The sequence below is a fragment of the Exiguobacterium sp. s149 genome (assembly GCF_018618395.1).
GTDB classification, from domain to species: Bacteria; Bacillota; Bacilli; order Exiguobacteriales; family Exiguobacteriaceae; genus Exiguobacterium; species Exiguobacterium chiriqhucha.
Map to the genome: position 1 here is coordinate 115,248 of NZ_JACSLZ010000005.1, position 12,744 is coordinate 127,991.

11 protein-coding genes are annotated in these 12,744 nt (G+C 52.4%); 4 read left to right on the plus strand and 7 right to left on the minus strand.

What is annotated here, in order from left to right:
• Positions 1-30 precede the first annotated feature (30 nt).
• The 4 genes from cls to KNP81_RS08850 all read left to right on the plus strand — a co-directional run bounded on the left by cls (position 31) and on the right by KNP81_RS08850 (position 3,751).
• A complete protein-coding gene (gene cls, locus KNP81_RS08835) occupies positions 31-1,488 on the plus strand; it encodes a cardiolipin synthase (protein ID WP_214719665.1) in 1,458 nt (485 codons plus the stop codon).
• 231 nt (positions 1,489-1,719) lie between these two features.
• Entirely contained in the window at positions 1,720-2,625 is a 906-nt protein-coding gene (locus KNP81_RS08840) for a GGDEF domain-containing protein (protein WP_214719666.1), read from the plus strand.
• A gap of 139 nt (positions 2,626-2,764) precedes the next feature.
• Complete coding sequence (locus tag KNP81_RS08845) at positions 2,765-3,325, plus strand: class I SAM-dependent methyltransferase (protein ID WP_214719667.1); 561 nt, start codon at positions 2,765-2,767, stop codon at positions 3,323-3,325.
• A 3-nt stretch (positions 3,326-3,328) separates the two neighbouring features.
• Positions 3,329-3,751 carry an RrF2 family transcriptional regulator gene (locus tag KNP81_RS08850; protein WP_214719668.1) on the plus strand — a complete coding sequence of 141 codons (423 nt, stop codon included), beginning with the start codon at positions 3,329-3,331 and terminating at the stop codon, positions 3,749-3,751.
• Positions 3,752-3,816: 65 nt separating this feature from the next.
• On the opposite strand, the gene KNP81_RS08855 is transcribed toward KNP81_RS08850, so the two are convergent.
• From KNP81_RS08855 to KNP81_RS08885, 7 genes are all read right to left on the minus strand, one after another.
• On the minus strand, positions 3,817-5,796 hold the full coding sequence (locus KNP81_RS08855) for a methyl-accepting chemotaxis protein (RefSeq protein WP_251130319.1): 1,980 nt from the start codon (positions 5,794-5,796) through the stop codon (positions 3,817-3,819).
• Between the two features lie 171 nt (positions 5,797-5,967).
• The gene (locus KNP81_RS08860; protein ID WP_214719669.1) at positions 5,968-6,435 is read right to left on the minus strand and encodes an SRPBCC domain-containing protein; all 468 of its coding nucleotides are present in this window, start codon (positions 6,433-6,435) and stop codon (positions 5,968-5,970) included.
• A 665-nt stretch (positions 6,436-7,100) separates the two neighbouring features.
• Positions 7,101-7,622 (minus strand): GNAT family N-acetyltransferase, encoded by a 522-nt coding sequence (locus tag KNP81_RS08865; protein WP_214719670.1) that lies wholly within the window; start codon positions 7,620-7,622, stop codon positions 7,101-7,103.
• 133 nt (positions 7,623-7,755) lie between these two features.
• The gene (locus KNP81_RS08870; RefSeq protein ID WP_214719671.1) at positions 7,756-9,663 is read right to left on the minus strand and encodes a PTS fructose transporter subunit IIABC; all 1,908 of its coding nucleotides are present in this window, start codon (positions 9,661-9,663) and stop codon (positions 7,756-7,758) included.
• Positions 9,660-10,589 (minus strand): 1-phosphofructokinase, encoded by a 930-nt coding sequence (gene pfkB / locus KNP81_RS08875; RefSeq protein WP_214719672.1) that lies wholly within the window; start codon positions 10,587-10,589, stop codon positions 9,660-9,662. The genes KNP81_RS08870 and pfkB overlap by 4 nt, the downstream gene beginning before the upstream one ends.
• A complete protein-coding gene (locus tag KNP81_RS08880) occupies positions 10,586-11,332 on the minus strand; it encodes a DeoR/GlpR family DNA-binding transcription regulator (protein ID WP_214719673.1) in 747 nt (248 codons plus the stop codon). The genes pfkB and KNP81_RS08880 overlap by 4 nt, the downstream gene beginning before the upstream one ends.
• 139 nt (positions 11,333-11,471) lie before the next feature.
• Entirely contained in the window at positions 11,472-12,383 is a 912-nt protein-coding gene (locus tag KNP81_RS08885) for an alpha/beta hydrolase (RefSeq protein WP_214719674.1), read from the minus strand.
• Positions 12,384-12,744 lie beyond the last annotated feature (361 nt).

A 12,744-nucleotide genomic window follows, 5' to 3' on the forward strand; every position in this document is an offset into this window, starting at 1 on the left:
AGTGAAATTGTCGTTTAGGGAGTTGGTCGCATGGATTGGTCGGTCATTATTAGTTGGGGACTATATATCGTCCTCGGATTGAATTTATTGTTCGCATTAGCCGTCATATTCGCGGAGCGCCGTGACGTCGGGGCGACGTGGGCATGGCTGCTCGTTTTATTTTTCTTACCAATCCTAGGGTTCATCGTCTACATGTTTCTCGGACGTCAGTTGAAGAAAGATAACTTCTTCAACTTGAGCGTCGAAGAGCGCTCGTTCCACGCCCTTCAAGTCGACAGTCAAATCGAGCAGATTCGCCGGAAAGAGACGATGATTGCTCAACCGTTATTCGAGAAGTACGAGCAACTGCTCGAGATGAACTTGCGCTCTTCGAAATCGCTCATTAGCGTCCACAACAAATCTGCCATCATGCACGACGGGGAACAGAAGTTTAAAGCGCTCATGGACGATATTCGGAGCGCCGAGACGGAAATCAATATCCAGTACTACATCATTCAGCGGGATGCGCTCGGGAAGGCGCTCATCCATGAACTGATTGAACGGGCCAAGGCCGGTGTCAAAGTGCGGCTCCTCTATGACGCGGTCGGTTCGCGCAGCCTCCGCAACTCCGACTTCAAAGAATTGATTGCCCATAACGGCGAGGTCCGTGTCTTCTTCCCGCCGACATTTGGCCTCATCAACTTTAAATTGAATAATCGGAACCACCGGAAAGTTGTCATCATCGACGGCAAAATCGGTTACGTCGGCGGGTTCAACGTCGGGACTGAATACCTCGGCCTCGTCGAGAAGTTTGGTTACTGGCGCGATACACACCTCCGTGTTGAGGGGGATGTCGTCTATCACCTGCAACACCGGTTCATTCTCGATTGGAACTATTCCGGCAGCAAGCATCACGACCCGGAGAACTCGTTCTGTTTCGCCCGCCACGATATCAAGGATATGTCGCCGATGCAGATTGTGACGAGCGGTCCGAACTCCGACACGGAACATTTGAAAAACATGATGATTAAAATGATTATGTCGGCGAAGGAGCGCGTCATTATTCAGACGCCTTACTTCATCCCGGATGCGAGTTTCATGGACGCCTGTAAGATGGCACTCCTGTCCGGCGTCAAGATGGACATCATGATTCCCGGCAAACCCGACCACCCGTTCGTCATGTGGGCGTCACTATCGTTTCTCGGTGAACTGCTTGACTATGGGGCGAACGTGTATATGTACGGACAAGGTTTCCTGCACGCCAAGACGCTCGTCGTCGATGATGAGATTTCAACCGTCGGGACGACGAACTTGGACGCCCGCAGCTTCCGCTTGAACTTCGAAGTGAACGCCGTCATTTATGACGAGCGAGTCGCGCTCGAACTTGCCTCATTGTTCGAGTCAGACGTCGCCGTCAGCCGGAAGTACACTGTCGACGATTACGCAGCCCGGAAATGGACCGTCCGGATGCGCGAAGGCGTGTCACGATTGCTCAGTCCAATCTTATAATCTCTATTCTTTTGAGTCGCCCTATCGTGTCGGATTAGCCATCGACATGATGGGGCGATTTTGATGTGGTTGAGCTGAAAGATCATCTCACAACAAGCTGTGACGGTTTCTCGTCATATTCTAAATTTTGTTAGCTTTTAAAAGAATACTCGCTAGTTCTTTCCCGATTTAGGGTATAAAGTATCAGTACGAACGTCCTACACTACCGCTACGGTTAGGAAAGGAGGAAGTATGCGTTCACGCATATGTCATACAATGGCTGATCAAGAACGGACTCATCATGACACGCACACCACGAAACCCGATCCTTCCTCATGGGACCAGCTTCCAATCGGCCTGTTCGCCTTCGATCGGCACGGCCAAATCGTGAGCTACAATGAATCATTTGTCCATTTACTTGGGATACTTCCGACCTCGAATCTAATATTCGAGCGATGTAGCTCTTCCTCGTTCGACTTCTTGGGCGCCATCCGGAACGTCTTGAACGGGGAGACGATTCGCATGGCGGGCTGGTACAAGGCACCGGAGCGGCAGCCACGCTTCATCCGGACGACGATGTCCCCGAGCTTCTCAGCCGAAGGACAACTCGATGGCGGTGTCGGTATTTTAGAGGATGCGACCGAACAACGGCGCTACGAAGAGCGGATGGAGCACTTATCGTCACTCGACCCGTTGACGGAGCTCTATAACCGAAAGAAAGTCGGTGACGTCTTATCGACGACGGCTCAAGAGACGGTCGATACCCGGGCACCCGCCGCCGTCATCATGCTCGATATCGATTATTTCAAACTCGTCAACGACACGTTTGGCCACCCGACCGGTGACCTCGTCTTGCGATCGATCGCCCAACTGCTCAGGCGCAACATTCGCAAGTCGGACTCAATCGGCCGCTGGGGCGGTGAAGAGTTTCTAATCGTCGCCCCGCAGTCGACGCTCGCCGATGGTGTCCAGCTCGCGGATAAGCTTCGGCAGAAGATTAACGCCGAGCCATTCGGTCCCGTCCCGCGCGTCACGTGCTCGTTCGGCGTCAGTTCGCTCGAAGGCGGAAAGACAGTCGAACAGGCGCTCCAAGACGCGGACGAGGCACTTTACGTCGCCAAGAACCGCGGTCGCAACCAAGTGTCGAGCAAACGATAGTTTTGAAAAAGGATGCGTCCCCGCATCCTTTTTTTGTGGACAAACGATTCCGTCAAGTCGGCTAGCCTTTACAAACTTGAGATGATTGATTATAGTTATTGCAGACTCATTATATCTATAATAAAAGGAGTGTTTATGCATGCATGAGCAAGTCACTAAAAAAGCGGCCCGACTCGACTCCCTTCAACGGATGCCGGCAGAAGAAGTATTAAGTTTCTTGTCTTTCGCACCTGATGACCATGTTCTCGATTTGGGTGCAGGGACCGGTTATTTGAGTCTCCCACTCGCTCCTTTGGTCACACGGGTGTTTGCGGCCGATCATGATCAAGGGATTCTCGATTATCTCGAGACGAAAGCGCTAAAGCTCGGTCATGAGAATGTATCTCCCCTCCTCGCAGATTTTCGAAAGTTACCTTTGGATAACGATACGATTGACAAAACGGTCGCCACGATTTCGCTCCACGAGGTGTCTCCGCTGCACGACGCCCTCACGGAAATTTATCGGACTTTGAAACCAGGCGGACGCTTCTTATGCCTCGAATTAGAGAAACAGAGTACGGCACGAGGACCCCGCGTCACTGCCAACGAGATGGAGCAATCGATGCGGGCGAGCGGATTCAATATCCTTGAAATCGTTCACCCCGATTCGACGATTGCGAATCAACCAGTCTATATCATTATTGCCAAAAAGGAGGCATGATCCATGCAATTCTCCAAAAGTACGGACTACGCCCTTCATGCGTTAGCCTATTTGGCAAACCTCAATCCGTCCGGGCCGACCGGGATCAAACAATTGGCTGATGTGTTGAACGTCTCGGAAAGCTATCTGTCAAAAATCATGACCAACTTACGCAAAGATGGACTCGTCAATGCAGTCCCTGGCGCAAAAGGTGGATACGAACTCGCACGCCCAGCTTCACGCATTTCTTTCCTCGATGTCATTCTGGCGATGGAAGGCCGTCAACAACTGTTCGAGTGCTCGAACACGACGTCCAAACAACACAGTATGCTCGTCCAGGAAACACCTGCATCGGGCTGCCGAATCAAGCGCGTCATGGATGCCGCCGAGTCACAGTTCTTCGACTATCTTTCAAATCAGAGCATTCAATCGGTCATCAGTCAGTAAAGCATATTTGTAACAACAAAAAGGGATGATAATCTGCCTAGAACAGATCATCATCCCTTTTTTTATTATACGTTGAAGCGTGATACGAGCTCCTGCAATTCTTCGGCCATATCCGCAAGTGACTTCGCGGATTGAGCGATTTCTTCCATCGAACCGAGTTGGTCCTCCGTCGTCGCCGCCACTTGCTTCGAGGCGACCGAGTTCTCGTCGGCGATATGGGCGATTTGTGTCGCTGCGGCCGAGACCTCTTCGACGTTGGCGGCAATCTCTTCGACCGTCGCCGTCACGTCTTCGATGCGCGGCGTCATCGCCTGCGTCTGGGTCATAATCGTTCGGAAACGCTTGGCCGTGTTTTCCGTCGTCTCGAGCCCGGCTTTCGTATGGGCCGACACTTCTTTCATCAACTGGACCGAACGCTCCGTCTCTTGTTTGATATTGTCAATCAACTCAGAAATCTGTTTCGTCGACTGTTGCGATTGTTCGGCGAGCTTCCGCACTTCGCTCGCGACGACGGCGAAGCCTTTCCCGTTCTCACCGGCCCGTGCCGCTTCAATCGCAGCGTTCAAAGCGAGCAAGTTCGTCTGGGTCGCGATGCCGTTGATGACGTCGACGATATTGCCAATCTCGTTCGAACGTTCGGCGAGCGAGTGAATGACTTTCCCGAACGTCTCGACCGATGAGTCAATCGCTTGCATCTGGGCCACGTTTTCAGTGACGGCAGTCGTCCCGTTCTCAGCCTCGAGCGCCGTCTCCCGTGACAGCTCTGACACGTCGGTCGAGCTTTCTGCGATACGCATGATGCCACCGGTGATAGCTTGGAGCGAGACAGCGTTATCGTCGAGTTGACGTTTCGAGTCGTCCGCTCCGGCGGCCATCTGTTGGACCGCTCCGGCGATTTGTTCCGAGGCAGCCGTGTTCTGCGCCGAGTTGGCCATTAGTTCCTGTGACGAGGCGGCGACTTGTCCGATTGATTGATCGAGATTTTGGATGATGGCACGCAAGGAACGCGTCATCTCGTTGAAGCTCGCGGCGACACGACCGACTTCGTCATTCGACTCGACGACGATATCTTCGGTCAAATCACCGGCTTGAATCCGTTCAGCCCCGACCGTCAAACGGTTCAATGGTCGCAAAATCGAGCGTAAGATGACATAGAGCAGTCCCGCTGCCAAGACGAGCATCAATCCGATGACCCCAACGGTCGTCCAAAGAATTCCGGACGTCTCATCCGTGATTTCCTCATCATGTAACGTCCCGGCAATCTTCCAACCAGTCAACTCGTTCGTCATGAAATCCATCTGCTTGCCTTTATTTTCGAACTCATAGGCAAAGCGGCCCGCATCTTCTGCATAGAGCGGTTCGATCCATTCGCCCTCCCCTTTCTCTCCGGCCGCCATTGTCGGATGGGTGACGAACTGTTGTAACGCATCAAGAATCGTCACGTAGCCTTCTTTCCCGATTTGAATGCTCGCCGCGACGGCTGCGATATCGTCAACGTCGACGTCCACCGCGATCACCCCGCGACCATCTGTCCCTGTCTGCGACAGCGTGATCATCATCTTGTTCGAGGCTGCATCGACATATGGGTCCGTCACGACGACGTTCCCACCGGCCGCTTCGGCCGCTTCATACCAAGGACGCGTGCGCGGGTCGTAATCATCCGGTAACTCTTGCGCCGGATAAATCGTCATCTCGCCACCAGTCGAGGCGTAGTAGATATTCGTCACGTTCGGATGCGTCTCCAAATACTCGAGAAACTTCTCTTCCAAGTCGAGGTTCTCTGCCCCCGACTCGTAAAGGGACGAATCAATCCGTCCCGCAAAGAACGCGACATCGCGTTGAATCGGTTCAATCAGGTTGGTGATTTCATCATTCATCCGCTCCACTCCCGCGTGGGCCGACTGCATAATTTGTTCGGTGATTTTCTGTTTCGCCTGATTGTAGGCGACAAACCCAATCAATAAAGAAGGAATCAATAATAGCACTAACGACATCGTAATCAATTTTTGTTTGATGGTGATGGTTCGGTCGTTCATTCGTCTCATAAAACAACTCCCATTCTCGAGAAAAACTCGTTATGTTAACCTTTGTATCGGACAAAGCAGGAGAATGTTGACACCCTAGACAAAAAAACATCACCTTTTTCTATTTTTCGTTATTGAAACCCTTTTCATACACAAAAAGACCATTTGTTCACATAAAGCGAACAAACGGCCTCAGTCGTTGGTCAAATAGCGGGCCAAATTGTCGAGCGTGGAGCGAAGCCCGGTGTCGTGATCTTGTTTCTGAATCACCGGTGGGACGTTCTCACAAACAATTGTAACGCGTGTTCCTCCATCGAGTGCCTCTAAATACCACGTCTGAATCATCTCTCCAGCAAAGGCGGGGTCTGCTGACTCGAATGTACCCACCTGCACAATCTTGAGACCGGGGACGAGGTCAACAAAGCGTCCTTTCGACACATCGGTCCGGTCAGTCGTTTTACCGGAGGCGAAATCAGTTTCTTCATACGTAAGGACGAGCTGGTACGTGCCGCCAATCCAAGGCTCGAACACGGTCGCGCGAGCCGACATACCTTCCGGTGGGAGCCACTCGACGAGCTCGGCAGAATCAAGGAAAGCGTTGTAAATCCGGTCTGGCGTTGCATCCATCCAAGCCATAGCTGTATCGATGCGTCGGTTCATATTGGATCACTCCTTTAGCGCATGCTACAGTACAGTCAGTCGTGCGGAACTTCCTTTTAAATTCCTTCGCCAAATCAACTCTCAAGATACATATCCATCCGCAACAATTCGTCTCGAAGCGGGGATAAATCTATAACCGAATGGACGCCCATCATATAGTCGTATCTAAAGAACACTTTGAACCTATACTCTTCGTCTGACTCATTCACTTTAGACTCTAACTCAGCGTAAAGCGCATTCCTTAACATGAGTCGAAGCATGTTCGGGATTTGGTCTCATGACAGTGCCTTCCCTGGCCTCACTTTTTTAAGAAGATCTCTCATCCGGATCGGATAAAGCGCATTGAACGCGCTTTTCGAAGAGGGGCGATACGCATAATCACGTCGTTCAAGGTAGGAGACAGTCAATGTCTTCACTCCTAAATAACCCATGATTCGCTCAATCGCTTCAACGTAATTCGATTCCACGCGGAGATATTCCTCCAACGTGAAGACGACACCGTCAAACGTTCGGAGGATGTCCGTGATTTCCGTCCACTCGTCAATTTTTCCTCTCGTTTCAGGATGATATTTGGTTATGCTATAGATGTTCACATAGTCACCTAGCCTGTTCCTTTGTTTTGTGTGTAGTCTAAAAAAAGGACACGACAGTAGAGTCGTGTCCGATTATGCGCCGACGATGGCGTCGTGATTCCCTTTTGTCCACCCGTAGGCGACTTCGCGCAGAGCGAGTTCCCCGAATAAACGCTCTTTCGCATCGATGACCTGCCCATCACGTTGCTCATAGAACGTGCGGTAAGGGTTCAATTCGAGCGCCCAAATGATGAGCCCGTGATTCGACATCGCTTGAATCGCTCGCTCTAGCAATAGCGAACCAATCCCGTTACGCTGATGGTCCTCTAGAATGTAAATCGCATAAATCTCATTCGGATGGTCCGGATATTCGCCCGTCCGTTCTTCCCCGTAAAGAACGAACCCGACGATTTCCTCTTCGACGATGGCGACAAACCCTTCGACTTCTCGTTTCGCGAGGGCGCTGCGGACCTTTTCAGACCACTCGATCGCGTTCGAACCGAGCTTCAAGAGAAAGTCGGTCGGCACAATTCCCCGATAGGTTGTGCGCCATCCGTTCACCCTCACCCGCGCAATCCCGTAAGCGTCTTTTGGCTCGGCTTTCCGTACGAGCATCCGTACCCCCTCCTTAGCGTAAGTTTTACAAGTATTTTACCACAAATCACCCAATCGAAATCAGACTTCTTCCAGATTTGACTGACAATCATTTGACAAAAAACGACCGTAGGAAATCCTACGGTCGTACTGGTCAAGCGACGTTACGCGTTGTTGTAGCTTGCGTCTCCGTCAATGGTTTTTTCAAGAATGAGAGGAGAAGTGCTCCAATCAAGGCTCCCGCAAGAATCGCAAGGGCGTAAAGACCCATGCTCATAGCGACGTTTCCAGCTCCTTCAAGGAGTGGGAAGACGAAGATTCCACCGTGCGGCGCTGGCAATTGGATGGCGAAGAAGGCTGACAATCCACCAGCGATGGCTGATCCGAGAATCGCTGACGGCAATACCCGAATCGGATCGGCCGCTGCGAACGGAATGGCCGCTTCTGTGATGAACGAGGCTCCCATGATATACGCTGTCTTCCCGGCTTCACGTTCTTGTTTCGAGAACTTTTGACGTGCGAATACAGTCGATGCGAGTGCGACGAGAAGTGGTGGCACCATCCCGCCGGCCATGACGGCCGCCATGACTTCTTGGTTACCGGCAGTAAGTGCCGCTGTACCGAAGACGTAGGCTGTCTTGTTGATTGGACCGCCCATATCGACGGCCATCATTCCACCAACGATAACACCGAGCAAGATGGCGTTCGCTCCGCTCATGCCGTTGAGTGTGTCCATCAACCATGTCATGAGTGCAGCGATTGGTTCGTTGACGACGAGCAACATGATCATCCCAGAGATGAATGAGCCGAGTAACGGATACAACAGGACTGGCTTGATTCCTTCAAGTGTGGCCGGCAACTTCGCGAGCGCTTTCTTCAAGAAGAGGACGACATAACCGGCAAGGAAACCGGCGATGAGTCCACCGAGGAATCCGGCGTTCCCTTGGCTGGCGAGTGCCCCGGCGACGAGACCTGGTGCGAGACCTGGACGGTCGGCAATCGACATCGCGATGAAACCAGCAAGAATCGGAACAAGGAAGCCGAACGCTGCGCCACCGATTGTCATGAGTTGGGCGGCGAATTCGTTGTATGACGGGTCATCCGGGTTAGCCGAGTTGATGCCCCAGAAGAAACTGAGGGCAATCAAGAGACCACCAGCGACGACGAGAGGAAGCATCGCAGATACCCCGCTCATCAAGTGCTTGTAGATGCCGGTGCGCTGTTCTTTTTGCTGACCTGACTTCCCAGTCGCTTGATAGACCGGTCCATCTTGTTTCACAGCCCGGTTGATCAACTCTTCTGGCTTCCGGATCCCTTGGGCGACCGGGACTTCAATGACGTGTTTACCGGCGAAACGATCCATCTCGACGGCTTTATCGGCCGCGACGATGATGGCTGTCGCTTTCGCGATATCGGCCGCTGTCAATTCGTTCTTGACGCCGGTCGAACCGTTCGTCTCGACTTTGATATCGACACCCATCGCTTCCGCTTTCTGCTTCAAGCTATCGGCGGCCATGTACGTGTGAGCGATACCCGTTGGACAAGCCGTGACGGCAAGGATGTAAGGTGCATCGGCTTGAACCGGTTTCGATGCGACAGGAGCCGCCTCAGCCGCTTCTTTTTCTTCGATGGCCCGGATAACGTCATCTTCTGACGTGGCTGCATAGAGACGTTCTTGGAACGCAGGGTCCATAAGGAAGACAGATAATTTCGAGAGTGTTTCCAAGTGTTCGTTATTGGCGTGTTCTCCAGCGGCGATCATGAAGAACAAGCGGCTGTTTTGGCCGTCGAGTGCTTCGTAATCGATGCCTTCCGAGCGTCCGAAGGCGATGGCCGGTTGTTTGACGGCCTTCGTCTTCGCGTGCGGGATGGCAATCCCTTCACCGAGTCCGGTCGTACTTTGTGCTTCACGTGCGAGGATGGCGTCGCGGTAGCCGTTACGATCCGGTAGTTTGCCAGCGCGGTCGAGCACGTCGACGAGTTCTTCGATGACTTCGGCTTTCGAACGGCTGCGGAGATTCAGTTGAATCGTGTCCTTTTTAAGAAGGTCCGTGATATTCATGTTGTTTCCTCCAATCGAGATAGTGGGATGACGCTGACTTCGCCGACCAAGCGGTCCACGTCTTCTTTTGTGCACAGCCCGAACGTATATGCAGACGCGCTGCCGGTCGTGACCGCATAGCGGAACGCTTCGGTTGCGTCGTGGACGAGAATGTTGGCGACGAATCCGGCGACGAGTGAATCGCCTGCTCCGACCGAGTTGACGAGTTTGCCGCTCGGTGTGTTCGCCGTATAGGCGCCTGAACTGTTGACGAGCATCGCACCGTCACCGGCGAATGAGACGATGACGTTTTGGGCACCGCGTTCGACCAACTGCTCCGCATACGGGAGCGCCTGTTCGAACGTCTCGATGTCTGTATCGAACAGTTCACCAAGTTCATGGTGGTTCGGTTTAATCATGAGCGGATTGAGTGAGAGGACTTCGAACATCGCTTCCTTCGTCGTATCGACGACGAACTCGGCACCGTTTGCCCGCACCGTCTCAGCGAGCGTGCGGTAGAGTGTATCCGGCAGATTGCCCGGAATGCTTCCGGCGAGGACGACGATGTCGCCCGGTTGAACGTGATCGAACTGACGCGTCAACCGTTCAAGTTCCGTGTCCGAGATGACCGGGCCGCTCGCGTTCAATTCCGTCTCTTCTTGCGCTCGAATTTTGACGTTGATGCGCGTCTGACCATCGACTTCGACGAAATCGGTTTGGACGCCTTTGTCGGTCAGCGCCTTCTTGATGAAGTCTCCCGTCGTGCCGCCGACGAATCCTAACGCGACCGTGTCGACGTCATATTCACGTAAGACGAACGCGACGTTGATGCCTTTTCCTCCGGCCCGCTGCGTCGTCTCTTGAATCCGGTTGACTTCACCGAGGACGACTTCAGGGAGCGTCACGTAATAATCGATTGAGGGGTTCAGTGTTAACGTGTAAATCATTGGGCGTTCACCACCTTTGTGATTGATTGAATTGAACTGACGCTTGTCGAGTCGCTCCATGTGACGAGTGTAGCCGCTTCGAGCGGAGCCACCCGACTGAACGAACGTTTCCCGAATTTTGAATCGTCCGCCAAAATGTACGCCTCGCGAGCCAGTTCGATTGCTGTTTTTTTGACGAGTGCCTCTTCCGGGTCTGGGGTTGTGTACCCGGCCTCTAGGTCGACGCCATTGATGCCAAGAAAAGCGAGGTCGACCCGATAGTTCATCATGCTCTCCCGAGCGTTATAGCCGACGAGTGCCTGTGTCGACCGTTTCAACTCACCACCGATCACGAACGTCTTGATATCGAGGTCGAACAAGTCGTTGGCGATTGGTAAACTGTTCGTCACGACGATGACGTCTTTTCCATCTAAAAAAGGAACCATCGCTTGCGTCGTCGTCCCGGCATCGAGATAGACGGACATCCCGTCTTCGATGAATGTCGCGGCCTTCCGTGCAATCGCGACTTTTTCATCGACGTGCTGATCTCGTTTCTCCTCGAACGTCGGCTCTTCTTCGTAGCGGGCCACGAGCGTTGCGCCGCCGTGTACCCGTTCGAGATAACCTTCTGCTTCGAGGTCGGTCAAATCCCGGCGAATCGTCGACTCCGACGATGCCGTCAAATCGACCAATTCTTTCAATTTGACAATCTTTTGCTCCGACAGACGTTGCAAAATCAGTTGATGTCGTTGCTTCGTTAACATCATATTCCCTCCGTAGCTCTAATATAAAGCGTTTTCATTTAAAAAACAATCATAAACATTCAAAAACATTCATCTTTTTTTACCTTGCCACAATTATAACATAAAAAACGGTCACTTAGTGACCGTTTTTGACAGTTCGTTATCGTTTCATCAACCAATCGTTCAATCGACGGATGAGTTCGGGGTGAAGCGGCGCCTCAATGGCGTCCCGATATTCCTTATGCAATGTGAGGAGCGCATGCGGACTCGTCCGTTCGACGAGCAAGTGGTTCATGTTGTGGATGATGTGGCTGTCGATGTCCCCTTTCGTCCGAATCGAGTGGACATGCTCCGGCGGGACTTGGACATCGCGGTCACCGGTCAGGGCGAGCACCGGGACCCGCACATGTTCGAGTCGCTCGCGGACGTCATACGACGCATGCTCGCGAATCCATTTGGCGTTCACGACTTGGCCGCGGTACTTGAAGGCGGCGACGTTCGTCCGCAGCGACCGTTCGAGCAAATCGTCTTGGCGCTGGCGAATCTTCTTCGGAACGCCGGTCAATCGATAGAACACGCCCTTGAGTCCTTTCACCGAACCGACTTCAGTTGCGAGTGCGTCGGCTTGCAGCAAGAACATCTTCTTCGAGGAATCGTTGAATCCGGCAAGAAGAAGCAGTCCGGCCGCGTTCGTCTCGAGCTGGACCGCCGGGGCAATCACTGCCCCTTCGCTGTGACCAAGCACATACATGTCACTTGCGTCCGGCTCCTGTTTGATGGCGTTGACGACGGTGATCGCATCTGTAACCAAATCGTGCAGCCCGACTTTATTGAAATCACCGTCCGATTCACCGATGCCTTGTTTATCATAGCGGTAGACGTTGACACCCATCTCAAAGAGCGCCTCGGCCAGCTTTTTATATGTGCCGAATTGGGATGGTCCAAGATTGCCGTCCCGGTCGCTCGGCCCACTCCCGCTGAGCAGGACGACCGTCTTACGGGGTTCGCCGTGGGTCATCCACGTACCGGCCAGTTGTCCATAATTCGTTGTCACGTTCAGTTGTCGTTCCATCGTATCGCCTCCCCTTTCATCATACCGGACGCAAAGGTGCGTATCGAGTAAAAACAAAGATTATTGCCAGATGAATGCTTAATATTAAGGGAAGGAGTCTAACACGGTGGTCGTGATGAAGACTAGTGAAGAACAAAAAGCTAGCTAGAAACATCGATTGAAAAGATGGGACAATAGATTGCCAGCTATTTTTCGGAGTACGGAAAAATTCGGGAACATCTCCAGTTACTCAGCAAGTTCCATCAATACTCATTGTGTAACGTAATCCTGATTGAATCCCAACTACCGAGTGCAGTAGCAATCGACTCTTATCCTTTTTTGAAGTAACAAAGCTCACAATCATTAAAGGATCAATGCATCA

Excerpts from the sequence above, each read along its gene's own strand:
- KNP81_RS08885 (WP_214719674.1), bottom strand. The coding sequence starts at position 12,383 with ATGGAACGACAACTGAACGTGACAACGAATTATGGACAACTGGCCGGT.
- cls (WP_214719665.1), top strand. The coding sequence starts at position 31 with ATGGATTGGTCGGTCATTATTAGTTGGGGACTATATATCGTCCTCGGA.
- KNP81_RS08870 (WP_214719671.1), bottom strand. The coding sequence starts at position 9,663 with ATGAATATCACGGACCTTCTTAAAAAGGACACGATTCAACTGAATCTC.
- KNP81_RS08845 (WP_214719667.1), top strand. The coding sequence starts at position 2,765 with ATGCATGAGCAAGTCACTAAAAAAGCGGCCCGACTCGACTCCCTTCAA.
- KNP81_RS08880 (WP_214719673.1), bottom strand. The coding sequence starts at position 11,332 with ATGTTAACGAAGCAACGACATCAACTGATTTTGCAACGTCTGTCGGAG.
- KNP81_RS08855 (WP_251130319.1), bottom strand. The coding sequence starts at position 5,796 with ATGAGACGAATGAACGACCGAACCATCACCATCAAACAAAAATTGATT.
- KNP81_RS08840 (WP_214719666.1), top strand. The coding sequence starts at position 1,720 with ATGCGTTCACGCATATGTCATACAATGGCTGATCAAGAACGGACTCAT.
- KNP81_RS08865 (WP_214719670.1), bottom strand. The coding sequence starts at position 7,622 with ATGCTCGTACGGAAAGCCGAGCCAAAAGACGCTTACGGGATTGCGCGG.
- KNP81_RS08850 (WP_214719668.1), top strand. The coding sequence starts at position 3,329 with ATGCAATTCTCCAAAAGTACGGACTACGCCCTTCATGCGTTAGCCTAT.
- KNP81_RS08860 (WP_214719669.1), bottom strand. The coding sequence starts at position 6,435 with ATGAACCGACGCATCGATACAGCTATGGCTTGGATGGATGCAACGCCA.
- pfkB (WP_214719672.1), bottom strand. The coding sequence starts at position 10,589 with ATGATTTACACGTTAACACTGAACCCCTCAATCGATTATTACGTGACG.